The organism is Subsaximicrobium wynnwilliamsii (assembly GCF_007997225.1).
GTDB lineage: Bacteria > Bacteroidota > Bacteroidia > Flavobacteriales > Flavobacteriaceae > Psychroserpens > Psychroserpens wynnwilliamsii.
The window spans coordinates 1-26,959 of the sequence record NZ_VORM01000011.1; the positions used below are offsets into that span (position 1 = coordinate 1).

General features: G+C 36.7%; 16 protein-coding genes and 2 pseudogenes. 13 read left to right on the top strand and 5 right to left on the bottom strand.

Translation table 11 applies throughout. The annotated features are described in order from the left end of the window. Both ESY88_RS10605 and avs4 read left to right on the top strand, forming a co-directional pair. Positions 1–160: transposase (locus tag ESY88_RS10605; RefSeq protein WP_147089840.1), on the top strand; the 160-nt coding region annotated here is incomplete at its 5' end. 14 nt (positions 161–174) lie between these two features. Next, a pseudogene (gene avs4 / locus ESY88_RS10610) lies at positions 175–4,134 on the top strand (AVAST type 4 anti-phage nuclease Avs4); the annotation flags it as partial. Between the two features lie 93 nt (positions 4,135–4,227). On the opposite strand, the pseudogene ESY88_RS10615 reads toward avs4, so the two are convergent. Together ESY88_RS10615 and ESY88_RS10620 are read right to left on the bottom strand one after the other, a co-directional pair. Further along, positions 4,228–4,784: pseudogene (locus tag ESY88_RS10615) on the bottom strand (transposase). Positions 4,785–5,117: 333 nt separating this feature from the next. Further along, positions 5,118–6,890, bottom strand: coding sequence for an ABC transporter ATP-binding protein (locus tag ESY88_RS10620; RefSeq protein ID WP_147086746.1), 1,773 nt, complete (start codon positions 6,888–6,890; stop codon positions 5,118–5,120). Between the two features lie 498 nt (positions 6,891–7,388). Between ESY88_RS10620 and ESY88_RS10625 the strand changes: the two genes are divergently transcribed. The 6 genes from ESY88_RS10625 (at position 7,389) to ESY88_RS10645 (ending at position 12,791) form a co-directional block, all read left to right on the top strand. Further along, positions 7,389–9,233 carry a PLP-dependent aminotransferase family protein gene (locus ESY88_RS10625; RefSeq protein WP_147086747.1) on the top strand — a complete coding sequence of 615 codons (1,845 nt, stop codon included), beginning with the start codon at positions 7,389–7,391 and terminating at the stop codon, positions 9,231–9,233. Positions 9,234–9,721: 488 nt separating this feature from the next. Then, entirely contained in the window at positions 9,722–9,976 is a 255-nt protein-coding gene (locus tag ESY88_RS21435) for a hypothetical protein (RefSeq protein WP_223270799.1), read from the top strand. A 4-nt stretch (positions 9,977–9,980) separates the two neighbouring features. Continuing rightward, positions 9,981–10,154, top strand: a complete 174-nt coding sequence (locus tag ESY88_RS21015; RefSeq protein WP_189702581.1) for a hypothetical protein — start codon at positions 9,981–9,983, stop codon at positions 10,152–10,154. Between the two features lie 176 nt (positions 10,155–10,330). Next, positions 10,331–10,564: a hypothetical protein gene (locus ESY88_RS10635; RefSeq protein ID WP_147086748.1), complete on the top strand. Its 234-nt coding sequence runs from the start codon at positions 10,331–10,333 to the stop codon at positions 10,562–10,564. A 397-nt stretch (positions 10,565–10,961) separates the two neighbouring features. Further along, on the top strand, positions 10,962–11,927 hold the full coding sequence (locus ESY88_RS10640; RefSeq protein ID WP_147086749.1) for a tRNA dihydrouridine synthase: 966 nt from the start codon (positions 10,962–10,964) through the stop codon (positions 11,925–11,927). Between the two features lie 252 nt (positions 11,928–12,179). Continuing rightward, the gene (locus tag ESY88_RS10645; protein WP_147086750.1) at positions 12,180–12,791 is read left to right on the top strand and encodes a class I SAM-dependent methyltransferase; all 612 of its coding nucleotides are present in this window, start codon (positions 12,180–12,182) and stop codon (positions 12,789–12,791) included. A gap of 159 nt (positions 12,792–12,950) precedes the next feature. Here ESY88_RS10645 and ESY88_RS10650 read toward each other — a convergent pair whose 3' ends face one another. Both ESY88_RS10650 and ESY88_RS10655 read right to left on the bottom strand, forming a co-directional pair. Continuing rightward, on the bottom strand, positions 12,951–14,426 hold the full coding sequence (locus tag ESY88_RS10650; protein WP_147086751.1) for a serine hydrolase domain-containing protein: 1,476 nt from the start codon (positions 14,424–14,426) through the stop codon (positions 12,951–12,953). An 84-nt stretch (positions 14,427–14,510) separates the two neighbouring features. Beyond that, on the bottom strand, positions 14,511–19,016 hold the full coding sequence (locus tag ESY88_RS10655; RefSeq protein ID WP_147086752.1) for an AAA family ATPase: 4,506 nt from the start codon (positions 19,014–19,016) through the stop codon (positions 14,511–14,513). Between the two features lie 405 nt (positions 19,017–19,421). Here ESY88_RS10655 and ESY88_RS10660 point away from each other — a divergent pair, with 405 nt between their 5' ends. Next, positions 19,422–21,272 (top strand): MutS-related protein, encoded by a 1,851-nt coding sequence (locus tag ESY88_RS10660; RefSeq protein WP_147086753.1) that lies wholly within the window; start codon positions 19,422–19,424, stop codon positions 21,270–21,272. A 264-nt stretch (positions 21,273–21,536) separates the two neighbouring features. Here ESY88_RS10660 and ESY88_RS10665 read toward each other — a convergent pair whose 3' ends face one another. Beyond that, complete coding sequence (locus ESY88_RS10665) at positions 21,537–23,690, bottom strand: thioredoxin domain-containing protein (RefSeq protein ID WP_147086754.1); 2,154 nt, start codon at positions 23,688–23,690, stop codon at positions 21,537–21,539. A 401-nt stretch (positions 23,691–24,091) separates the two neighbouring features. Here ESY88_RS10665 and ESY88_RS10670 point away from each other — a divergent pair, with 401 nt between their 5' ends. From ESY88_RS10670 to ESY88_RS10685, 4 genes are all read left to right on the top strand, one after another. Next, positions 24,092–24,511 carry an MbcA/ParS/Xre antitoxin family protein gene (locus ESY88_RS10670; RefSeq protein WP_147086755.1) on the top strand — a complete coding sequence of 140 codons (420 nt, stop codon included), beginning with the start codon at positions 24,092–24,094 and terminating at the stop codon, positions 24,509–24,511. A gap of 2 nt (positions 24,512–24,513) precedes the next feature. Then, positions 24,514–24,969 carry an RES family NAD+ phosphorylase gene (locus ESY88_RS10675; protein WP_147086756.1) on the top strand — a complete coding sequence of 152 codons (456 nt, stop codon included), beginning with the start codon at positions 24,514–24,516 and terminating at the stop codon, positions 24,967–24,969. Positions 24,970–25,253: 284 nt separating this feature from the next. Then, positions 25,254–26,402, top strand: a complete 1,149-nt coding sequence (locus tag ESY88_RS10680) for a serine hydrolase domain-containing protein (protein WP_189702582.1) — start codon at positions 25,254–25,256, stop codon at positions 26,400–26,402. Positions 26,403–26,550: 148 nt separating this feature from the next. Continuing rightward, positions 26,551–26,949: a hypothetical protein gene (locus ESY88_RS10685; RefSeq protein ID WP_147086758.1), complete on the top strand. Its 399-nt coding sequence runs from the start codon at positions 26,551–26,553 to the stop codon at positions 26,947–26,949. Positions 26,950–26,959: the final 10 nt, after the last annotated feature.

The window sequence follows — 26,959 nt, forward strand, 5'->3', positions numbered from 1 at the left end:
TAATGCTAAACGGAATTTTACAGGAACGTACCATAAAATCAAGAAAAAATATCTGCAACTTTATCTAAACGAGTTTGTTTACAAGTTAAATCGAAGATATTTTGGTGAGCGAATCTTTGATAGACTAGTAATAGCAAGCATTACAGCTAATGGACACTAAACGGATATACAAAAAATGAATTATTCAAATTCGACAACAATTATTCTTTTACGCAGTTTATTAAAGCTTATCAAAACGAACCTACTAAAATATTCGCAATAGATTCTGCTGAAAAACTTGCCGAGGTCACAAATAGCGATATTCTAAATACTTTATTACAAAAGCTAAAGGAGGCTGAGTGGAATATAATATTTACTACTCGTTATTCTTACCTGAATGATTTAACATTTCATATTAACGAAAATTATAAATTATCATTCATTGTTCATGACATTCCTTTAATTAGTATTGATGAACTAAAATCAATTTCAGAAGATTTTGATTTCTCATTACCTGAAAACCATAAATTTATTGAAAGACTTAGAAACCTGTTTTATCTAAGTGATTATGCTCAATTTTATTCAAATATTGATAAAAAAGGTAATCTTAAGTCCTTCATTGATTTACTCTGGAAAAAACGAATTCAAAACAATCTTATTCAAAAAGACAACTTACACATTGAAAGAGAAAGATGTATAATTCATATTGCAGAAAAAAGATGTGAGACAGGTCACTTTTATGTAAATGCTGAAGATTTACCTCAAGCTGCTTTATTTCAATTAAATCAAGATGAAATACTTGGATATGATGATATGCATAATGGTTTTTTCATTACCCATGACATTTACGAAGAATGGACTTTAGATAAAATTGTCTCTCGTAAATATGCCAACTACTCAGATATTAAAGATTTTTTTGTTGATTTAGGAAATTCTTTGCCAATACGAAGAGCGTTCAGATTATGGTTATCCAATCAATTGTCTGATAACAGTCAAGAAATTGAAGGTTTTATCAAGGAAGCTTTTAGTGATAGTTCAATTGTTCAATTTTGGAAAGATGAGTTATTAATTTATGTGTTGCTTTCGGATTATTCGGAGTCGTTCTTTAAGTTTTTTGAAAATGAAATTATAGCTCAGGAATTTCAAATCCTCAAAAGAATTCTATTCCTTTTAAGGATTGCCTGTACTGATATTTCTGCTTTTAAAAGTATTGATATTATAAAACCTAAAGGTAAAGGTTGGCAAGAGGTCATTGCGTTTATATATGAATATAAAGCTGATTTTTTTGATAACAACATGAATCTAGTATTACCTCTTTTGACAGATTGGTGTAATTATAATAAAAAAGGTGAAACTACTAAATACTCTGGTTTACTCGCTTTAAGTGTTATTCAGAAAACTGAAACTGAGCAAAACTTTTATATCCATGACAAGGCTGAAGAAAATTTATTAAAGGTGGTTTATAATTCAGCAAACGAGATAAAGCTAGAATTAAAAGAAACTTTCGATAAAGTTTTAAAAAACAAGTGGCTAAATCATAATGACCCTTATCATGGTCTATGCTTAAAAATTTTAGTTAAACCTTATTTGGCAAAAGAAGTAATAGAAGTTCTTCCACTATCAGTTATTGATTTATGCAACATATTTTGGCAAAAACAAGACAAAAAACTTGATAATTTTGGATATGATAGAGATAGTATAGAAAACAAATATGGTTTAATATCTAGACATCGTAGTTTTGATTATTTCCCTGCAAGCGCAAATCAAACACCAGTAAATTGGTTATTAAAAACTACCTTTTGGGACACACTCAACTTTATAATTGATTTCACAAATAGAGCAGTAGTTAATTATCAACAAACTAACTATGATAAAGATGATTTTAAAGAGATTACATTATACATTGACGAACAAGAAATAACACAATTTACAAGTTGGACTTTATGGAGCTTATATAGAGGAATAACTGGGCCAAGTATTTTGCAATGTATTCATATGGCATTGGAGAAGTTTTTATTAGAGCTTTCAAAAATAGTCCCAATAGAAAAATTTAAACCTATTCTAATAGATATACTTCGTAAATCTAAATCAGCCTCTTTAACTTCAATAGTTTGTAGTGTAGTCTTATCAAATCCAGATAAATTCTATGACATAGCTATAATATTATTCAAAACAATAGAACTTTATCATTTAGATATGAGTAGAAGCTCTAGTGAATTTCAAGTTAAATCAACTTGTTCGATTGGTTATGGAATGAATAGAGCAAAAGACATACTTTATACTGACGAAAGACTTAAAGCATGTGAAAATGAACACCGTAGTTCTCACTTAGAAAGATTGATGTTAAATTATCAATTATATGGTATAAAAGGATTTACAGAAGAAGAAAACACCGAGTTTATTAAGAAATTACATAAAATATTAGATGAACATAAATCTAATCTATCAAAATTCTCAAAATCAGAAGAAGATTTATATACTATCTTATTAGCAAGAATGGATAGAAGAAATTTAACCGCTAAGGTTAAAGAGCAAGTTGATAATAAACTTTTAATAGAGTTTGAGCCAAAAGAACTTTCCGACGAGCTTAGAGAAAAGTCTAAACAAGCTAATATTGATTTTGAAGAAACCTTTAAATATTCGTTTTTAAGATCCTGGTCAGATTTTTTAATCGGTGGAAGAAGTCAAAATAAGAATTCAAAACACGAAGAATATAATAAAGATCCTCTTTTGGCACTATCAGAGACTAAACAACTAGCCGGTGAACTTGAAAAAGGCAAAAGAGGAATTAAAATGTTAGATTATTCTATTCCAGCATTTGTTTGCTCAAAATTGATTATTGAGTATGGAAGCAAACTATCTAAAAAGGATAAGAATTTTTGTAAAAAAATAATTTCATCATCTTTGGCAAGTTTGTTTTCTGATGATTACGCATATCAAATAAGTGATGGGGTTGAAGCTTCTTTTCATGCCATACCTCGATTAATCCAAGAATTCCCAGATGAAAAAGAAGACTATCTTTCAATTATGCTCATGGCATTGTTTGATAAATCATCTATCGGTAGTTATAAAAGAATATGTGATTATGTGATTGAATCTATACACGAATCGAAATTATGGGAAGAAAACCCAAAAGAAGCTCAAGCAATATTTTTAGGTTATATAAAACTTATACCCATTTATAAGAGCATAGAATCTGAAAAAAGAAAAGGAATTGGATTTGGAAGAGGAAAAACTAAAAATGCAATATTAGAAGAGTTTGATAAAAGGACTAGTGATTTTACTTTTTCTAAATTATCATTTGATATTGAAGACATCGACCTACTAGATATACATGATTTAGAAATTGTATATCAATTAATCCCTTCTAATACGAAAGACAGTATTCATTTAGAGATTATCACTAAAACATTACCCTTGTTAGTTTCTCGTTTATTGATGGATAGAAGAGACTATAATAGAGAATATGGAAATGAAACTGATATCTATTTTGTACGCCTTCATATTTTCAAAAAACTCACATCTTTTATTTTACTTAGAGAAACAAAAGAAATAGATATATATCTTGAACCAATTATTAATTATTTTGAAGCAACGGAAGAAGCTGCTTCTTTTTTAGGTGAATTTATCTCCGCAGAAGATAAACTAAACAAATATGATCAGTTTTGGCATGTTTGGAATAGTATGTATCCTAAAATTATAACAATATGCGGAAACCCTCGTAATTACCAGATAAAAGAAGTAATAATAAACTACTTATTAGCATGGCGTTGGTGGACTGACGGAATAGAAGAATGGCATAGTTTAAAAAGTGAGAGTTTATTTCTTTATACTAAAGCAGCAAACGATATGGGTCATATTCCTTCTGTCCTATATTCAATAACTAGGGTATTAAATTCAATTGGAAGCCATTTTAAAACAGAAGGCATTGATTGGATTTGTAATATTGCATCAAATAATAACCTACTAAAACTTGAAGACTTAGAATCACATACTTTAATTTATTTAGAGCGATTTATGAGAAAGTTTATTTTCATTAACAAACAAAAAATTAGGGAAGAAATAAGATTAAAAAACAAAGTTATTCCGATACTTGACTTTATGATTGAGAGAGGTTCTATACACGGTTATTTGCTTAGAGAAACTATCTTGTAATAAAAAAAAAATCACTTACTGGCGCGGGCGTCCCGCCCGTGTCCTGCGTACTGCTTAACCAAGACCAAAAAATAGTCATACAACCGTACAATTTCATCCAAGAAATCCGATATCATCAATGGGAATAACAGCATCAAGCTCTGCATAATTTCTCGCACTACTATGCTTCCATTCCCACGGTTCCATCACTAAGCCAGAAACTACCGCATTGTTATGGATATAATTAAATTTCTCCTTTATACCTGGTGTACTCCACAATTCAATAGGATGATTGTTTTGCTGCCAAAATTGGTATTTCTTTACATTACTGTTCTTTGCTCCTGCTCTTTTAAACATCCAGAGCATCCATTCCCGCATGATATCTTGTGGATTTTCCATAATACTTGCAATCATTTTATTGGAAGTAAAGCCTTTAAAGTCTCTTAACAGTCCAGAAGGATTTTCGTTGTCATCTCGAAACAATAGTTGTATATGGCTGGGCATAATGCAATATGCAAAAAGAGCCATTCCTTTATTGTTTCGGCAATAATCTAAGTTATCGGTAATTACTTTAAAACAGGCTGGACGTGTAAATACGTCAATCCAATTAACTACTGCGAACGAAACAAAATAGGCGGCCGACCATTGTGAAATTTATATTTCCTGCTCATCAATTCTGACAAAGAATAAATAAACTGAAAATTAGTTGTCTGAAGGACTGATAAATAAAGTTGGTATTTCACTCTCAAGAAACTTGGACTAGCAACGCGGATAGTTATTCTTAAATTGCAATTACCTTCTTATGCGGCTGTGACGGCACGAGCGAGACGCTAGCGCTAGCGGTGTTTTCAAGAAACTCGCACTGGCAACCTTGGCAGTTTCTTAGGTTTTGACTGCCTTGCTGTACGGCTGTGTCGGCACGAGCGAGACGCTCGCGCTAGCGTTCAAGGAAATAAAACTTTGAATCAGCACTGGTGCGGGCGTCCCGCCCGTGACCTTCGTACTCAAATCTTCGCCTGATAAGTATACAACTCATAATACCTACCTTCCTTAGCAATCAATTGGTCATGGGTGCCACGTTCTACGATGTGACCGGCTTCAACAACCAAAATTTGATCTGCCTTTCTAATGGTACTTAAACGGTGGGCAATAACGATGGTGGTTCGGTCTTTAACTAATTCAGCTAAACTTTTCTGAATCAAGGCCTCACTTTGTGTATCTAAATTGGAAGTGGCTTCGTCTAAAATTATAATTTTCGGATTTGCCAAAATAGCACGGGCAATGGCTAAACGCTGCCTTTGTCCGCCAGAAAGTTTCACGCCTCTTTCCCCAATTAAGGTTTCTAAGCCTTCATCAAATCGGTCGGTAAATTCGTTTACATAGGCGGCATTTACGGCATTTTGTACTTCTGCTTCCGTGGCATTTGGTCTTGGGAACATGATATTTTCACGAATGCTGCCTTCAAATAAAAATTCATCCTGCAAAACCACACCTAGATATTGGCGGTAGCTGCTTAATTTAACTTTAGATAAATCCTGATTATCAACGGTAACCTTACCAGATTGCGGCGTTAAAAACGTAGCCGAAAGGCCCGCAATGGTAGATTTACCAGAACCTGAACTTCCCACCAATGCGGTTACAGAACCCGCTGGGACTTTAAAATTAAGCTTATGCAAAATTTGTTTGCCCTCTTCATACGAAAATGAAACATCACTGAATTCAATGTTACCTTTTAGGGTATTCAGTTTAATGGTTCGGTTTTGGTTCTCCTCCTCGGCAGTCATGTTCATGAGTTCTTCAGTTCTATCCAGACCCGCCAATGCTTCGGTTAACTGACTTCCTATATTGCTCATTTGAATAATGGGCGCAATCATAAACCCAAGGATTAAGGTAAAGAATAAAAAATCTCCAGTGGTCATCTCGCCAATGATCATGTAATAGCCACCCATTCCCATAATTCCGGTTGTGGCTACTCCAATTAAAAACGTGGAAGAGCTCGTCATTAAAGCGGTTGCTGTTAAGCTCTTTTTTACGTTTTGGTATAATTTATCAACCCCTTTTTCAAAAACAACATTTTCTTGTTCTTCGGCATTGAATGCTTTGATAACACGAACTCCCGCGAGGGTTTCGGTTAGCCTTCCGGTAACTTCGGCATTGATTTTACCACGGGTTCTAAAAATGGGACGAATGTATTTAAAGGCTTTCAAGGCAATAATCCCAAATATGGACAGCGGCACAAACACGAAAAGCGTCATCCAAGCATTCAGTTTAATTAAAATAATTAAGGAAACTACAGCCGTGAATGTACCACCTACCAACTGCACCAACCCTGTACCTATAAGGTTTCTAACGCCCTCAACATCGTTCATGATTCTTGAAACCAAGGCGCCAGATTTGGTGTTATCGAAAAAACGAATAGGTAGTGAAAGTACCTTTTTCTGAACCTGAGACCGCAATTCACTTATCAAATATTGCGCTTGTACGCTCAGTATTCTGGTCAATAAAAATGAAGTTACTGCCTGTACTGTGATGGCACTTATGACTATGGCAATTAAGGTATATAGTTGCCCGTAATCTTTATTGGGAACCACATCATCCAATAATACTTTACTCTGCCATGGTAAAATCAAACCCGACAAACTTTTAATAACGATCAAGATCAAACCAATGAAAACCAAATTACGCCTAGGCCAAATTATCGTTTTGAACGCCTGAAGCATTGTAACTTTTGGCTCTGATTTGTTTTTATCTTCTGAATTGTCTCTTAAATGCTGCATATTTCCTAATCAATAATATTTTGCAAAAATAGGCATTAAGGCGGGGTAAATTGGCTTCGCTTAATTAAAAGTATGTTAGTGCGGTAGTCCTGTGCGTGTCCGCCATTCTGATAGTCTGTCTCAGACTGAAAAAAACAAACGACTATGGACTAAAGTAACATAGATTTGAAACAGACGGGACCTGGGTTGAATTCGTGAAATGAATCGTATCTCATTGCGTGCACTTTAAGGGGAACAACAGATTTCGTGAAAACCTGTGTACCGGATCGGCAGATTTGTGATTATGAAGCTTCCGGAGTGGCTAAACTATTTTCAGAAACTAAAACAAGATGCACTAAAGGAAGATCGTTTCAACTCTTTTTTAGACCCATAAAAAAAGGTTAAGCCCAATAAAATACAAACAGGCGGTTGCACAGATTATATATGCAGAAATGAGGCTTGGGAGGGCTTGTTAAAAATCTAGTTAAGTATCTTTGCATTCTATTTAAAAATGGGATTATGAAAGAAACAAAAATGCTAGATTACATAAAGGAAGTATTAGAAAATATGCCGAAAGATTGGGTAAATCTAACAACCCATCGCTTGGATCTTTATGATGAAAAATTGGCGAAAGTTCAATTTTTAGAACAGTTTGAAAACTTATTTAAGGACAATAATTACCAAGCATCTGCGCTCCGTGATTTACCTACTGCGTATGACTATATTAGATTAGGGCATCCCTTATCTTCGCTATTAGAATGGGGAATTGCGCAACTGCATGAACTAGATGCAAATAACGTCATCAGTTTTTCTTCGCAGACTATGCCTGTTTTGGCGATTCTAAGAAAAAACCATTTAGAGCATAAAAAAACGCAAATAATCCATACCGGTTTCTTGCCCGATTATTTTGATGCGGAAATAATACGGCGTGTATATGGGTATGATTTTGAACTCAAACAAGCTGAAAGTGCTGAAGATATCCTTGAATTTAACGGAAGCAGCATTTTTATGTCACAACAACACAAAATTGGCGCGCTTAATCTCAATCCGAATATTGACTTCTTTATTAATCTTCATTCACATCTTGGAAGTGTTTTAGTTATAAATGGGAAAGAGAATGAAGCCTATGTTTCAGATATACAGCACGTACGCAGAAGGGAAACCATAGCAATGACGCCGGTAAATTCGCTAAAGGCATTACATTCACTTATTAATCAATCCTCTTTTGAAGATAAGAAAAGTGACTTCGAGACAGACAAAATAGCGGTCTTGGAGGCTATAAAAAAAATAACAGGAACGAGCACAAAACCTTTGGTTGCTTCTAGCGGATTATCAATGCAATACGCCGTAATGATGGGGCTTATACACGATGCGTTGGATAAGCATCCAGGAAAAGCGATTAAATTTTTGGTACCGCCCAATTGTTATGGAGGAACCAACGACCAAGCAAGACGCGTGGCAGCTTGTTTAGATAACGTAGAAGTGGTGGATTTGCCTGTAGATGGTGATAATGATATGGTAAAAAGCATCGATACCGTTTTAGCTAACATCGCTAAACAAGACGCAATACCATACATCATCGCAGAAATCCCAACCAATCCAAGAGTAGAGGTGCCAGATTTACTGCAATTAAAGGCAGTTTTAAGCAAAGAACGTACAACAAGCAACGGCGAAAGCGCCATTGATCCTGTTTTTATTTTAGATCAAACATTTTGCCCCAATGTTCACTTTTTAGGCGAAGGAGAGATTCTTTCTACGGTTAGAACCATTTCATATGCCAGTGGATCCAAATTTCCTAGTGGTGGGCAATGTACAGCTGGCTATTGCGCAGGGAATACAAAAACGGAAGGCTTAATGGAAAAAATAGAAATGCATCTACAGCTTTGCGACAACGAAGCAACAGATTCTCAAATGGAAATATTGGCCAGACAAATGCCTTCAATGAATCAACGTATTCATGATGCCTATAAAAACACACGTGAGTTTGTAAGTTTTATCGAAGATGTCTTACCCGAAGCTAAAATCAATTTTGTGTCAGAAGAATTGGCAGCACAAGGATTCACGCCATCGGTATTTTCATTAGACCTTCCCACGAAAGGGAATACCGCCGAAGAAAAAGAAGCGCATAAGAGGGAACTGAATTTGAAGTTGATCAATCTAATGATTACCGAAATCCCCAATGAGAGTAAATTTTGCGTTAGTTACGGGCAATTGAAAGGATGTTACTGGACCATTCCCGCAACGTCAACCCAAGGAACCACTAAAGAAGGTGATAAGGATTATATTGTGCGCACGTCAGTTTCACCCAATATCGATCTAAAACTTCACAAAAAAGTCTTCATGGATTTTGTTGAAAGTATTTGATTTTTGGAGGAGACGTTGAAGTCTTTGATGAACGGTAAGTTTCTGTGCTGCTCGATCCACTAAATTGTCTTACTGAATAATGACGCCCAAAACGGTTGATAAGCTGCTAGAATTAATTTATAGAGATTAAAAAACAATTTATATAACGAGTTGCCAGTAATGCAAAAAAACATTGAACGATTTACAAATACAGTCAATATTTCGTAAATTGCTACTATGAATAACTCTTCTAAAATAGAATTGGATTTTATAATCGACAAGTTGACAAACTCAATTGAGAATATTCAAAATGCGATAGTTTTCCTACCGAAATTTCTCTATTAAGTGCTTCGGAATTAAAGGCTATAATTAAGAAAAACGGTTGGAATTTCAATTGGAAAAATGAATTCAAACAACCTGAAAAGGATATTTATAAACTAACAATAATTGGTAACCCCAGCATAATACAAGGTCTTATAAGTTTAGAAGTAAAAAAAGACCACGTGTATATGCACTTAATTGAAAGTGCGCCATTCAATATCGGAAAGTCGAAGGTTTATTTAGGGATACCAGAAAATTTAGTTGCTTTTGCCTGTAAATTATCGTTTCAACGAGGTGGCGAAGGATATATCTCATTCATAGCTAAAACAAAATTAATTGACCATTACATAGATACTTTGGGAGCAATTCATTTCGGGGGTCATTTGATGGTAATAACAACTGAATCAGCATTAAAATTAATTGGTAAATATTTCAAAACATAACGAAATGGGACTAATAAAAGAACCTTTGGATGTAGATTTTGTAGTCGACCCAAGAGCATTAACAAAAGAAGAGGAAAAGGCTATTAGCGAATTTATAAAAGCTGATAAAGAAAAACGCTTGGCAAAAACAAGGCGAGTGACTAAAAAAAAGTCAAAACGAACTGAAAAATTAAGCTGATTAGAAGCACTACTGGCAACACCGAATATGAGCTATGGCTGGGTCTGTGCCTATTTGGAAAATTTATAGATTTCCTTAAGTCAGTTAATATTCTAAGAGGTTCGTGCTAAAACACGCCACAGCTCACATACATATGCGTTAGCATTCATTGTGTAACGCACTCAAAGTTTAAAAATGTGACCAAAAAAACCAAACTTAGAATATTATGCTATTTAGCATTTTTCATTATTTTTATAACAATTTGGACAATTTTGCATTTTACATTTGAAAACTTAGGAGCTCCATATAAAGGTATGATTAGTGCTGTAGTTTCAGCTATTTTTGCACCTCGTATTAACGAATACAAAAATCAGTCAGGAAATCAAGTTCAATTGAAATGGTTTTTTTCAAGAAAACCTGTTTCCATCTAAAACCAGATTTAAAAAACCCAACTTCATGCTGAATTTAGCAAGTTGCGGAATTGCTCAGTCAAACGGAATTGAAAAAGTTTGCGGCATAAATTGCTGACCACATTCGCCAGCTGGCGCGGGCGTCCCGCCCGTGCTCCTCATTCCTAGTTTTCATACTGTGTCGGTACGAGCAAGACTTTCGCGTTAGCGTTCGCGCTAGCGTACAAAAGGCAAACTTGTAATCTGCAATACCCCTGCTGGCGCAGGTGTCCCGCCCGTGATCCTCACTCCTAGTTTCCAAGCTGTGACGGCACGAGCGAGACGCTCGCGCTAACGGTGATTTAAGCTTCTGTAATACCGGTTGGATTATAAAAACAAAACCGCCAATTAACCTATCTTTGTGCCACTAAATATTTCCATGGCTTCTACCCTACTATCATCCCCTTTACAGGGCTTTACCGATTTCAGATTTCGCAATGCCTTCAATCAGTATTTTGGTGGGATCGATACGTTCTATTCCCCCTATATTCGGCTCAATGGAAAACTGAAAATCAAGCAATCCTATCAAAACGATTTGTTACCAGAAAACAACAGCAGCTTGGAAGTGATTCCGCAGATAATCACCAACGATGCCGACGAATTTGTATATGTAGCCAAATACGTGCAAAGTTTAGGCTACAAAGAATTGAATTGGAATTTAGGCTGCCCCTATCCTATGGTTGCTAAATCTGGAATGGGAGCTGGACTAATCTGCAATCCGAATAAAATTAACGACGTTTTACACAAAGCACACAACGAAACAGATATTTTGGTTTCTATGAAAATGAGGATGGGCTATGAAAACGCTGAAGAAATTCTGGATGCTTTTACTATTTTAGATCAATATCCGCTAAAAAACATTGCCATTCACGCCAGAATAGGTAAGCAACTCTATAAAGGCCCGGTAGATTTGGATGCTTTTGAAAAATGCATCGGCAGTACCAGACACACCTTATATTATAACGGAGATATCACAAGCGTTTCCGCTTTTAAAGCCATTGAAGCACGGTTTCCCGGTATTGATCATTTTATGATTGGCCGCGGCTTGATTGCCGATCCTTTTTTGCCGAGTATGATTAAAAATAACACTACAGAATATCCCGAAAACAGATGGGCTATTTTTTCAGAATTTCACGATACTATTTATCAGCAATACGATGCGTTTTTATCTGGGCCTACACCTATAAAAATGAAGATGCTCGGTTTTTGGGAGTACTTTTCGCAAGCCACATCAAATCCTCAAAAAACATATAAAGCCATAAAAAAAGCTTCAAACCCTATAAAATACAAACAGGCGGTTGCTCAAATTTTAAATACGGAAATGAAGGTTACGCGCTCTTATTAAAAAACTGATCAAAACGATAAGAGCAAATAAAGCAATTTGGAATCAAAATAAAAGAAATAGTCTGATCATAACATCATCAAATTTTTACTCTGGCTGCCTTTTTATACGCTCATCTATAGTTTCCAGTAAAGGTTGATTTTAATTATTGTCACATTTGGAATAACAGAAACTATTTGCATACATGTTTGAGATGGATGCATAGGGTATTACACGCAAACGCTCGCAATAATTTCAAAACACATAATCAAGAAAATGAAATCTAAGCAAAAAGATTATTTCGCAGAAAAGGCAGAAGGATATGATGGAGATAAATCCAGAACTCAAAATGTAGATAATATCGCTGAAACAATACTAAAGGAACTATCCTTTTCAAAGGAGATGCATATTATGGATTTTGGTTCTGGTACCGGGTTGTTATTATCTCAAATTGCTCCATACGTAGGCGAAATTACAGCGGTCGATATTTCTGCATCCATGATTGGCGTTTTACAATCAAAAATGGATACAATAGATTGCAAGCTTCAAATAGTGCAAATGGATTTAACAAAAGAAACATTAGACAAAAAATTCGATGCAATTATGTCGTCTATGACTATTCATCATATAGCCCATGTGCAAGCACTATTCAATACATTTCATGCCTTACTTAATGATGATGGAACCATTGCCATCGCCGACCTTGACACAGAGGATGGTTCTTTTCATTCAGAAGATACTGGAGTTTTTCATAACGGATTTGATAGAAACGAATTCTTGAGCATTGCAAAGCATGCTGGATTTAGAGACTTAAAGATTCAAACAGCAAGTGTCATGAAAAAAGAAACAGGTCATTTTCCTGTTTTCTTGTTAACAGGTAAAAAGTAGCTAATCTTAAAAAACGAATGTCAACGGTCTTCTATAGGGCTCGTAGCGTGAAAATCATAAAATTTGGCGGACTCGCAAACCTGCCTGCCGGCAGGTATACCTCAACTTTGATTTATCAACTTCCTTTCTATGAGATATAGTTGTTGTTCGTTCGTTATTTTATTCTTTTTTTATCCATTCGGTCAATTCGCCTTGTTTTAATATACACTTACTTATAGAGCCATCAGTATCTGTAACAAATTCAATCGTTGCTTGTGGCTTTACAATATCGACTACAAATGTAGAGTTGTTCAAAGCGGTGAGTTTAGAACTCCATTTCCCTTTTTCGGTCAGTATTAAATCTCCTTTTTTTAAACTAACTTGAACGTTTCTATTTTCCAGAACATAAGTTCCAATGTATTTCCTTAAATCTATATCCCTTAGGTTTAATTCTGGTGAGACCAGCAATTTTTCAAATCCTGCCCAATTATACACTAATACAACGCTTCTAATAATTTCTTCAATGATTTCGGTATTTGTACCAGTAAGCATAATAACAACACCATTTCCATTTTCTGCACTAAAATAGAATTTCCCTCTAAATCCTTTGTTAGCACCTGAATGTTGTAAATACAATTGTCCGTTTTGATTTTCTGAAAAAACACCTAATGCTGAATTACTATTTTTTAAAGTAGGCTCAATTAATTCTTTTGTTGCTTGTTGCGAAAGAATTTTGCCTGTTCCATTTTTTAAACTTCGTTGAATATCAGTAATTAGTTTCGATAAATTTGTAGGTGTTGTCCATAGACCTGCGGCAGCAGATTCAGGATATAAATTATAGTTGTTATTTAAAGTTTTGCCGTTTCCTTTATGCCCAAAAGCCAAGTCCTTTGGATATTTATCAAATTCTGTCGAATAAAATGAATTGTTCATTTGTAATGGTTCAAATAAATTTTTATTTAAAAAGCTTTCATATGATGAAATTGAATTGTCCATTAAAATCAATTGAGAAATAGTTGTTCCTCCTCCAGAATATTTAAATTTTTTATTGGTTGGCAGAATTTGCTCCACTTTGTCTGAGTTTGCTGGATTTTTACCCTCTAAAGTTTGAATTATTGATGGAAGTTTATCTGAATTTTTATATCCGCCAAATCCGTGAGTTGATAAACCAGCTGTATGGCTTAATAGTTGACGAATCGTAATTGGGTTAGTGTCAACATTTTTATTATAGGGGAATTTCCAAGAGGTCAGATAATTGTTAATATCTTCATTTAAATCTATTTTTTTCAATTCCATCAACTTCAGCATTGCTACAGCATTTACGAATTTACTAATCGAAGCAGCCTGAAAAACCGTTTGTTCAGTCACGTTTGGTATTTCTTTAGCACCAGTTGAACCATAACCTTTAGCCCACTCAATTTCGTAGTTATGGATTACTGCAATGCTAAGTCCAGAAACGTTGTATTTCTGCATTTGCTTTTCAAGATTCCAAAGGGATGCTCCTGGATTTAAAGCTAGTGGACTAAGACTATTTTCAACTTTATTTATTCTTTGCTGAATAGTGTCAAATTTTTGAATATTGCTTGTCTGTGAATAAGAAGCGATTCCAATGTTGCTAATGAAGATTAAGGATAGCAGTAGTTTTTTAAATTTCATTGTGAACGTTTTGTTCTCAATATCAAGGATTGTTCCATAATGACGCACAACAACTTATAAGATATATTGCTAGAACAAGTCTAATTAGGCCAATACCAAACCTACGCCTATTTTCTCCAATAAATACGGATTGTGTTCAATCACCAGAATATCATTGTCGCTGCTGAGTTTTTCTAAAATGTCATAAAGCAAATCAATATCGGCATAATGCAAGCCCGTGCTAGGTTCATCTAAAACAAAGAGTTCGTTTTTTGGGCTATCTTGCAGCCAATTCAAAAGCAATAAGCGTTGCTTTTCACCAGAAGAAAGCGATTGCACCGTTTGCTCTAAACTCAAATGTGCCAAGCCAATAGCTTCTAAGCTTTTAATGAATTCGAAGCGACTTGCAGACACTTTAAAATCTCTAAGCCAAGCTTTCAATTCCAGGATAGTCATGGCAAGCACCTCAGCAATATGTTTCGATTGCACTTCATGGGCTAAAATATGTTGTTGATAGCGCTGCCCATTACAGTCTTCGCAAGTTTCAATGGCATTGGCGGTAATGTCCAAGCTGGTTTCAACAAAACCCTTGCCTTTACAATTTGGGCATTGGCTTTTTTTGGTTTTATAAGAGAAGTCTTTCGGCTTAAGCTTGGTTTCACTGGCAAATATGTTGCAGATATCTTTCAGCAAATCCAAATAAGACACCAGCAAAGTATTGGCGTAGGTCCTTAGCTTTTTGGGCTCAAAATACTGTGCCCCTGCATAAGTTTTGGGCAAATCGAGCCCAGCACAATTTACTGGCTGGCCCGTGTTAATGCTCGGGATCAGGATGTCTTTGACCAAAGTGGTTTTCCCGATACCTGATTTTCCGGTTAGTGCGGTAATGCCACCAATAGGCAATGCTAATGCGTCTTTCTTTAGTGAATGTTTGGCAAGCTTTCGGATGTTGATATGGGTCGGGCCATCTTTAAGCTGCACGGCTTTGCTAGGCGTTTTCAAAAAAGGATGGCAATCGGCTTGTTTGAGTAAACCTTCTGGACTGCCTTGATACGTCATATAGCCGCCCAATTTCCCTGCTTTGGGGCCGATCTGCACGATATGATCCGCCGCATGAATAATTGATTTGTCGTGTTCAATCACGATTACGGTATTTCCTTTATCTATCAGCTCTTTTAGAATGCGAATCAGGTCTGGAATATTCTCCTGCGATAAACCTGCTGAAGGTTCATCCAACAAATAGGTCACTCCTTTCAACGGACTGTTCAACTGCTTGATCAAGGCAACGCGTTGGTTTTCTCCCCCAGAAAGTGTGGGAGATTTTCGGTTGAGTTGCAGGTGATCTATATGTAATTCCTTTGCCCTAGTAATGGTGTTGTGGAGGTGCGGCTCAATTTTAGAAAGGAGTTTTCCGTCGATACCTTTGGTGGGGCTGGCAGTTTTAGAAAGCCATTTCCCTAAGGCTTTAAAATCCATTGCTTTGATGGCATGGATGGATTTGCCCGCAATGCGGAACACCAATCGTTCAGGCTTCAATCCACTGCCCTCACAATGGTTGCATTCCCGGTAAGAAAATAGCGCCGTGAGATGACCGGTGTTTTTGTTTTTACGGGTCTTAAAATAGTCGTCTTGCAGGTATTGGAAGAGGCCTTTCCATGGCATGCTTAAAGCCTGCGTGCCCTCTCGGGTTTTCGTTTGGTATACCCAATCAGCTTCCCAAACCTTATCCCCTGTACCCTGTAACAAAATTTCATTTTGTTCTGGAGTGAGCGCCTTAAAAGGTGTTTCCAAGGTAAACCCATACTCATGTCCCACCACTTTCAAAATTGCCATATGCTGCCCTTTAGGATCAGCATAATAGCCAATGGCTTTGTTATGGGCGAATAAACCATTGGCAATGCTTTTATCTGGATTCAATACCAGCTTGTTAAGATCAGGAAGCAATTCTTGGCCAAGGCCTTCACATACTGCACATTTTCCTAATTCGTGATTGTTTGAAAAATGGCTGGCCGATAATTCTTTGCCTTCATATTGCGCCTTTCGGGAAAAGGCAAAACGCAAGATCTTGTCAATCCCCGTTTGTTTCGCAATATCTGAGCGCTGAGAATCGTTTTTTTGTTTACGCGTAATGCAAATGCTTGGCGTGAGTCCTTCAATATGATCGACTTCAAACTGAAAATTCACTCCCACTCTAGACTGTTGATACGCCGAAAACTGTTTGGTCATTTCCTGCAGCCCATAACCATGCAAAGTGTCGATCACCAAGGAAGATTTACCCGATCCTGATACACCTGTGACAACCGATAATCGATTTTTGGGAAAGTCCAAATCCAGGTCTTTGAGTACATGTGTTCGTGCACCCCGAATGGAAATTAGCTCCCGTTGCTGTGGCGCCTCTTCTTTCACATCCATAGCCTGAACCTCCAGCGCATTATCCACGCAAATATCACATGCCGATTGAAAAAGCGGATGGTTTTCAAAGCAAAGTATGCCTGCGGTTTGTGGCTTCAGTTGGTTGAGGGCTTCTAACAATTGCCCCACATTTTGTTGATGTAATCCAATGCTGGGCTCTTCCAATACCAAAAGCGTCTGTTTGGATTTTTTGGCGAAATGTTTGGTGAGTTTAATCCGTTGCGCTTCTCCACCCGATAAGGTGTTAGACGGTTGCCCAAGTTTGATATACCCCAAGCCCAATTGCATCATCAAGGACAGGGTTTCGCTGATATTTTTTTCCGCAGAAAAGAAGTCATGAGCTTCTTCAATACTCAGGTTATAAATAGCGGCAATAGTTTTACCTTTCCAATGCACGCGTAGCACTTCAGTCTTAAAACGCTTGCCATTACAAGTGGGACAAATCTGATTGATGCTGCCCATCACACTCATGGAGAGGGTAATCACGCCAGCACCTTCACAAGCCTCACATCGGCCTTTTTTATTATTGAATGAAAAGGCACTTTTACCAAGGTTTAAGGAGTTCGCTTCGGTTGTTTTCGCAAGCAAATCACGAATTTTGTCGGCTAAGCCGGTATAAGTCGCCGGATTGCTGCGAGGGGTTTTACCAATGGGCTGATCGGTGACGGTGATGAGATTTAAATGTTCCTGTTCACAATAGCGCTTAAGGCGTTCTAAAAATTCTGGGGTTTTCCGGCTCACTACCGACAGCTGATTCGCCTGCGGCTGAAAGCTAGTAACCGACCCTTTTTTAGGCTTCTTTATAGATTTAGAAGGCGTTTGGGCATTAGCCGTTTTAAGGGCTGATAAGGTAGGACTATTTAAATGTTTCGCCTTTAAAAAGTCCTGAATGGAACCGTTAAAGACCACCTCCCCACCATGAATTCCTGCTTCTGGTCCCAGTTCAACAATCCAATCTGCCGCTTGTATAAACTCCAAATCGTGCTCCACCACCATCACGGTATTGCCCCGCTTGATCAATCGATCCAAAATATGCAGCAAATAGCTTTGGTAATTGGCCGATAAGCCAATGGAAGGCTCATCAAACACATATAAAATACCTTGCAGATTGCTGTTGACTTGATTGATGAGCTTGATGCGTTGGCCGTCGCCAGAGGAAATAGAAGTGCTTGCAGTACTCAGCTGGTAATGGCCCATACCCAATCGGATCAAATCCATTAATTGGGTGGAAATTTTATCAACCAATAGCTTTTCGCCAGCATTCAAATCTAGCCGATTGAGCTGATCGTATAAATCGTTTAAAGACAGCTCCATCCAAGCTTGGAAATTCAACCCTTTCCATTGGTAGGTCAGCTGTTCTGCTTTGATGCGGCCACCCTTGCAGCTCGGGCATACTTGGGAACTTGAAAATTTTAGGATGTTCGGATTTCTATCCCGTCTTAAAATGTCCTGCATAATGGGAAGCATGCCTTTGTAATAGCCTTCTTCACGGGGTTTGGCTTTAATCCCTTGCCATCTCAATCGAGATTCCAAGCCGTGTTTCCCATAAAACACCTTGAGGCGATCACTGCCATTTAAGACGACCTCTTTTTGTTCATCTGAAAGTTCTTTCCATGGAATATCCACATTGAAACCGTGGGCTTTACAGACCTTATTTAATTCCTCAACGGTAATTTGTGAATACACGATATAGCCGTTCGGCAAGGTGGTGGTGATAGCGCCTTCTCTCAGGGTTTTATGTGTATCGCCTATCAGCTTATTTAGATCAATATATTCCGCTTCGCCAATCCCACGACATACCTCACAGGCACCTTTTGGATGATTGAAAGAAAAGAGCGACTTGCTCATGGTTTCCTCTCCAGAATAGCGGGCAAATATAATCCTGAACACTGCCGCCAACTCAGAGAGCGTCCCAAAAGTTGCATTGATGGACTGGAAGCGTTTCGACTGCTCAACCTTGATTACAGGTGGCAAATCTTGGATCTCATCGACCTCAGCAGTCGGGATCATTTGTCCGTTTTGTTGGTTGTAGGCGGGCAAGCTTTCTAGAAAATACCGATAGCCTTCATTGGCAATCACGCCCATGGCCAAGGAGGATTTCCCTGAACCTGACAACCCAGTGACCACGATCAAACAATTTTCAGGAATGTCTAAATCAATGTTCTTGAGGTTATTTTGATGGGCATTGGTTATTTTCATAAAACGAAATGCTTTTTTGCTTTAAAACCGCAAAGGTATAAAGAATATAAGCGCTGAACGGAAGCATCAAATTGCTTTTAGTCTTTAGCTGTTAAACACACTTTTGAATCCCTCCAAAGGGATTTATTCCCCTAAGCTTGCCTCGGTATACAAAGTGTATTTTTCATTTCATACCTCATGGGCTTGCCCCGATGTTGTTGATTTAGAATGTCATTCCCTCATTGACACATGCGCTTAGTTCTGAAAAATAATTAAGGATTGCTCTAAGGTCTAACATCTAAAAAAGGAAAAAACTTGGACTTAAACTTTAAGTTATATATTTAGGGATTTATAGTGATTAGTTGCCCGATTGAAAATTAGCCATCACGGTATTTTAATTTTCTGGACATTTTAAATAGAAAACCAATGAAGATTTATAGAGATAATATAAAACTGAATGCTGCCAAATTAGTTAGGCTAAGTAAGTTATTGAATCGTTATTCATGGCTTAGGCTATTCTTTTTTATAATTTCAACTGCCATTCTTATAAGCTTGTTTATCTTCAATTTAATTACTGCCATTTTTATTGCTTTTCCCATTTTAATACTAGGTTTTGCTTTAGTTATAAAGCATCATGACAAAATAGCCTACTTAAAAAAGCAGACCTCATTTCTGAAAACAATAAATGAATCTGAAATTCTAAGAGAAGAATGTGATCTTGAAGCTTTTGATCCCGGAGATGAATTTATAAATCAAAATCATCCTTATTCCGCAGATTTAGATGTCTTTGGTCAACATTCCATTTTTCAATTGGTAAATAGAACCACTACAGAGTCTGGTGCGATGCTCTTATCCGAATGGCTATCTGATCCCGCACCCAACCATGAAATTTATGACCGACAAGAAGCCATCAAAGAATTATCTCAAAAATTGGATTGGAGGCAAGGTTTTCAAGCCTCAGGCATGCACTTTCAAAATAAAAATAGTGATTATTTCAAACTTTTAGCTTGGGTAGAAAAACCTGCTACTTTATTAAAAAATCAACACTTATATATAGCTGCCGCGATAAGCCTTCCTGTGCTATTAGTGTTGGTCTCATACTTTTTTTACACTAATTTGAATCCATCCAATACTATTATTTATGTAGCGCTCTTGATTTTAGTTTTGCTTACCAACTATATGATTTTAAGAAAGCTGAGCCCCATTGCCGAAAATATCGTTGAAACCTCAACAGAGAATCTCAGCACCTTAAAAAGTTATCAAACGCTTATCCATAAAATTGAAAGCGAAAGTTTCAAGTCAAAAAAATTAAACAAATTACAATCTGTATTCACAAAAGGCAACTATTCAGCATACCATGAAATTAAAAAGCTGTGCAGTATACTAGAATTCTCCCATCAAAGACCCATAAAAAAGATACCCATAGGTGGCAACTACATGTATCCTTTATTAAACAGCGTCCTGCTCTTGGATATTTACTTGATTATTGGCACAGAACAATGGAAATCAAAGAATAAAACGTTTTTAAAATCTTGGGCGGAAGTAGTAAGTGGATTTGAGGTTGTTAATAGTTTTGCAGGATTTTGCTATTCAAACCCATCCTATACATTTCCAGAGCTCACAGAAAAGAACAACTACATTCATTTTGAGTCGTTGGGACATCCCTTAATCCATTCAAATGAACGTGTTTGCAATGATTTCAACTCAGAGGGAGCTGGTAACATTGTTATGATTACAGGTTCTAATATGGGAGGAAAAAGCACTTTTTTAAGAAGCGTTGGCCTAAACCTTGTATTGGCATTGGCTGGTGCACCTTGTTGTGCAACATATGCAAAGCTTACGAACCTGAATATATTTACCAGCATGCGAACCCAAGATAATTTAATGAAAGGCATCTCTTCTTTTTATGCTGAATTAAACAGAATTGAAAAGATGCTGAAGCTAATAGAACGCAATGATAACGTTTATTTCCTTTTGGACGAGATGTTCAAAGGCACAAACTCGGAAGACAGACATAAAGGAGGTTATTCATTGATTAATCAATTAAACAAGCTCAAAACATCAGGAATCATTGCAACACACGATATTGACCTTGCAAAACTATCGGGCAGCAAAAACTTAGTTACCAATTATAGTTTCAATAGTGAGATTAAAGAGCATTCAATGATCTTTAGCTATGAACTTGATCCCGGTATTTGTACTGACTTTAATGCAAGTGAGCTCATGAAAAAGAGCGGAATTGAAATTTTATCAACTATCTCAGAGGAACGGAGGTAATCAAACACAACTAAGGCTGCTTAGTTAGCTTCCAGTCTTGGCGCTGTTTTCGGTTGTCTGTTGTCGGTTGTCTGTTTTCGGTTGTCTGTTTTCGGTTTCAAAAAAGTAAACCAAGACCATGTTTTTATTCCATTTAATTCAATCAAGAACGCCCTAACCCAGGCGGTAAAAATCAGCGTGCAGATAGTGCTAAATTTGATGTACTAAAAAAAAGCTCACAGTTATAATTCTGCAACTCCTTTTATCCAACCAAGCTAAATAGGATTATGGCCGCAAATGTTTCGAAACTTTATCCTCTTTGAGGAAATCACTTATTTGTTGCATCGCCTGATCTACCTGTTTTACCGGAAGTTTACAAGTTCGGTCTCTGCACACATAAATATAAGTTTCGTCTTCAACCAATTTTAAATGCAATAACGGCATATCTTCTTTTTTACCTCCCATAAATATGGAAATAGGAACATAGTTTTTTTGCAATTCCAGGTTAAGATCAACAGCATCTTTACCCATAACCGCGATTTCGAAGGGTGTGTAAACCATCATTCCCATTAATTTCGCCCAATTTGCATAATAAGCAGCTCCGTCGAGGCTTCTTTCTTTTACCTGCGCCAACATTTTTTGGGAATGGCTTATAAATGTGTTCTCCTGAAAATAATTCCCCAGCTTATATAAAACCATGGCCATTTCTGAATTTGAAGCTGGAATCACATTATCGCTGATTTCCATTTTTCGGGCTATTAATTTTTTGTCAGTTTCTGAAGTGTAATAAAACATGCCTGAATCTTTATTCAAAAAATGTTTCAAGGTATAATCTACCAGCTTTTTGGATTTCACCAACCACTTCTTATTAAGCGTGACTTCATACATTTTTATATATGCACTTGCCAAAAATGCGTAATCGTCTAGAAAAGCATTTATACTAGGTTTCCCATCTTTATAATTTCTATACAATCCGCCATCGTTCTGCATCAGGTTATTTTCTATAAAACTTAAGGCTTCACTTGCCTTTGTTTTATACGCCTCCTTACCCAATGCAGTGTAAGCATCAAGATAGCCAATAACCATAAGCGAATTCCATGAGGTTAATATCTTATCATCTGTAGAAGGCCGAATACGCTTATTGCGCACAGCCATCAACTTTTTTTCGGCTGATTTCAAGTGTATCTGAAATTCTGAAGCGGTATAATCATTTTTTTGAGCGAAGACCGACGCTTTATGCTCCCTGAACAGAATATTCTTATTATCCTCCCAATTCCCTTTAGACTGCACGCCATAAAATTCAGCAAATACTTCAGCTTCTTTTGGCGTTAAATGTTTTTCCAATTCATGTTCTTCCCAGACATAGAATAGACCTTCCTCTCCTTCAGAATCGGCATTAAGAGATGAATAAAAGCCTCCATTTTCTGCAGAAAGTTCTCGCTCAATAAATTCCAGCGTCTCACGTATAACAGCTTCGTATTCCTCATCATTTGTAATCTTATAGGCATTGGAGTAAAGACTTACCAGCTGGGCATTATCATACAACATCTTTTCAAAATGGGGAGCAAACCAATCTTCATCTACCGAATATCTGGAAAAACCACCGCCTAACTGATCATAAATGCCACCCCTTGCCATATTGGTTAAGGTAGTTTTCACAGCTTCCAATGCATCTTCATTTCCGGTCAATGCCGAATATTGAAGAAGAAATTCCCAGCCAACCGGCAAGGGAAATTTTGGGGCCCTTCTAAAACCTCCTTTTTTTCGATCTATAACCGACTTCCAGTTTTTCCATAAGCCTACATAATCTTCCTCAGTAAACAACACCTCTTTTTTCAAAGGGCTATCTATGATGTCTTGTTGTTTCACTCCTTCTGTTAATAAATTGGCGGCTTCAACCAAGCGCTCAGGATTTTTTTCATAAGTTTTGGCAATCTGATTTAAAAGGTCTTTCCATGCTTTGGTGGGAAAATAAGTAGCGGCAAAAAATGGTTTGCCGTTGGGAAGTGCAAATGCGTTTAAAGGCCATCCGCCATGGCCACCATTGAGTGTGGCCGCATTCATATATATCTGGTCTATATCTGGCCTTTCCTCACGATCTATTTTTATAGACACAAAATTTTGGTTCATTATCTTTGCCACACTAGAGTCCATAAACGTCTCCTCTTCCATCACGTGGCACCAATGGCAGGAAGCATAACCAATACTTATGATGATAGGTTTGTTCTCCTTTTTAGCTTTTTCCAAAGCCACTTCGCCCCACTCATACCAATCTACCGGATTATCTGCATGACCTTGTAGATAAGGGCTGCTAGCGTTAGAAAGCCTATTTTGGTATACAGCTTCTTTTTCTTCTTTTTTTTCTTTTTTCTGGGCACAGCCGCTAAGGCCAATGCCCAAAACCAGAATACAAAAAGTAATTAGAGATTTGCTTTTCATTTTATTTAATGTTTTTCTCATAGAGCTCTTTAACATACAATAAAACTATTGAAGATAGCCTATTAAGGCAGGGTTTCTGAATGATTTTTTTATCATTTAGAAAGTATGTTGTGTGGCTTGTATGGCGATAAAATCAGGAGTTCTGGTGCTGCAGCTTATTCAGCTCATGCAGGCATTAAATGGTGCTAATCTAGAAAGAACAGAAGGCAAATGGTATACGGCAATCCCTCCTTTATCCCAGTGCGAAACTGGTCTTTTACCAGCGTTAGGCTTTAATTGTTCAATGCGTTTTTTTTGAATGGATGGATTTGATCGGCTGTGACCAGTTAGCTTCAAATAAATCAGAACTTTTACGTCATATAATAAGAAGGTTTACGTATATTAAATAAAAGTTTTGAATTATGGATACAACAAAAGATTTAATCAGAGATATTCCTGCAAATATTTCAGATAGTCAGGTTATTACCTATTTGCATTCAGCAAATATAGGCACCAGGCAATTAAGACAATTCAAAACCTTAACCCACGCAACCGATAAGGTTATCTCTGAATGGTTCAATGTCAGCGAAAAAACAGTTCTAAACTATCGGAGTTCTAAAACTAAGCTGAATATAAATTTCAAGGAGAAATTGCTTCTACTCTTTTCGTTATACAAACTAGGTGAACGGGTTTTTGGCTCGAAGGAAGAATTCAACGATTGGTTAGAAAAGCCAAACTTTCATTTTAATGATGAAAGACCTGAGCACTTTTTTAAAACCATCTCTGGAATTAGATACATTGAAGATAGGATTACAGGAATTGAATATGGTGACAATGTCTAAATATGGAAGTATATAGAATTTCTCATAAAAAGCATTCAAAAGCATTATCAAGTTCTGGAGCGGCCAACAGATGGAATCTAGATGGTGAATATGTCATTTATACAGGTGCATCTAGGTCACTTTCAACTTTGGAGTTGGTGGTTCATAGAAATACGATCAAGAAACTTCCAGATTATGAGTTAATGATACTATCAATAGCTGATGAAGAAGATTTATTTGAGCAAGTTCCAGTTAAAAACTTACCTAATACTTGGCGTTCTTTTGAATCTTATTATAAATTACAACTAATAGGTTCCGCATGGTATACCGAACAGCGCTCGTTGATACTGAAAGTGCCTTCAGCAGTGATTCCACAAGAGTATAATTATATAGTCAATAGCAAACATCCATTATTTACAGAAAAAGTTTCATTGATTAGAAATGAAGATTATTTTTTTGATGATAGGTTGTTTGAATAAAAATTGTGACCCGATCAATGCTCACTCAGGAAATGCCAAAATTTTTCAAAGCTACCTTTAATTGGAAAGACTTTACCGAACCGCACCAAAGTTCATATACTGCAATGCTTCGCAACATTTGAACAAATTAGCCATAAAGAATGGGCAAAAAAAACAAATCGCGAGCTTTTCAAGAGGTTTTTGATTCTGAATAAGCACTTCGTCGATATTCGTTTTGAATGGTTATATTTGATGGGACATCAAGTGTTGGCAAACACTCAATCAATCAAAACCTCCATTCAATTATGAAACAATTACTAGTTGCACTAATTACCATTTCAATATTAACGGGTTGCAAAACCAGAAAACAAGAAAGCAATGTAGTAATTGATGCATTGCCACTTAAAACTTATTTTCAAAAGAGCACTCTTCCTGCTGCAGTTATGGGATATAGCACTAAAGAAGGTAAAATGGAATGGTATGCATATGGCCCGTCTGTTTGGGATGGAAAAGACAGCATAACTGAAAATAATATTTTTAGAATCTATTCAATGACGAAGGCTATTGCTTCAGTTGCCGCATTGCAACTTGTTGAACAAAATTTAATTGGTTTAGATGATCCACTAGCTGAACTCATGCCTGAGATGACATCCATTCCTATACTCACCAAAAACGGCGCGCTTATAAAATCCAATACTCCTATTACCTTAAGACATTTGCTAACTCATACTTCTGGATTTGGATATGAATTTATGGATGAACGCCTTCAAGCATTTGACAAATCTGAATGGGAATATGAAGACATGCCTAGATTATTTGAGGCGGAAGAACTCTGGCTATACGGAACAAGCTTAGATTGGGTGGGTAAAATCATTGAAAAAATAAGTGGCGAAAGCCTCGAGACCTACCTGAGGAAAAATGTGACGGGACCTTTAGAAATGAATAGTACTTGGTTTAACGTCCCTGAAAACTTAAAAGAAAATATTGTTTCTTGGGGAAAACGCGACTCTATCGGTTTTCAAGAGTATCCTCGTATTCCATCAACTTCCGTTACTGATTATAGTGCAGGTGGCGGTTTATTTGGATCACCAAAAGATTACTTGACATTTCTTGTATGCATGATGAATGATGGCAAATATGATGGTGGTCAAATTCTAAAACCAGAAACTGTTGAATTGATGTCTAGCAATCACCTACCTAATGATCTTAGCATTAACTCGGAAGGCGATACACATGGATTAGCATGGGCAATTGAGGATAGTGAAGATGAAATATTACGAAGTAAAGGTTCAGGATATTGGGGAGGCCTGGCTAATTCCTATTATTCGTTAGATGCAGAAAAAAATATTGCACTAGTTTACTTTACCAATTTTTTTCCATACGGAGATAAAGAGACGTATAACTTCTACAAACTCTTTGAGCAAAACGTTTATTTGAGAAATGAAAACAGATAATGGTTTGCGAAGCCGTGTATAATTTATTGCCAGTTTCTAGCTTAGTTGCTAAAATTGCGCTGGAATCTTCTATTTGGTTTGCTTCAATAAATTAGGCGCTTAAACATACCTCTCAAACACACGAACGCTGGAAACCATGCAAAAAATCATGAAATCCATACTTACACTATTAGGAGTATCTGTGTTATTAGTTTCTTGTCAAGCCACGGCTGATGAACCTTATCAAAATTTCAAAAGTTCCGATTATGAATTTATTCCTGAACATAATCAAGATATCCATAAGGTTATTACCTTTAGAAATGCACAAAATGAAATAGTGCGCATTAAGCCAACAACTTATAATTTGGAAAAAGCATTTGTAAGTGGCATTGCTTTTAGTCAACCTACTCAAACAGCAAGTTATTATTATGACGATTTGTGGATTGGACTCGAGCTTTTAGATGTTGACGTTTCTAATCAGGTTGGCGGAGGCTGCAACCAAACACCTATACATATTCATAAAGTTGGAGACGGAAGCATTTTGACTAAAATGATAATTCCCTTTTAAGATGCCCCTT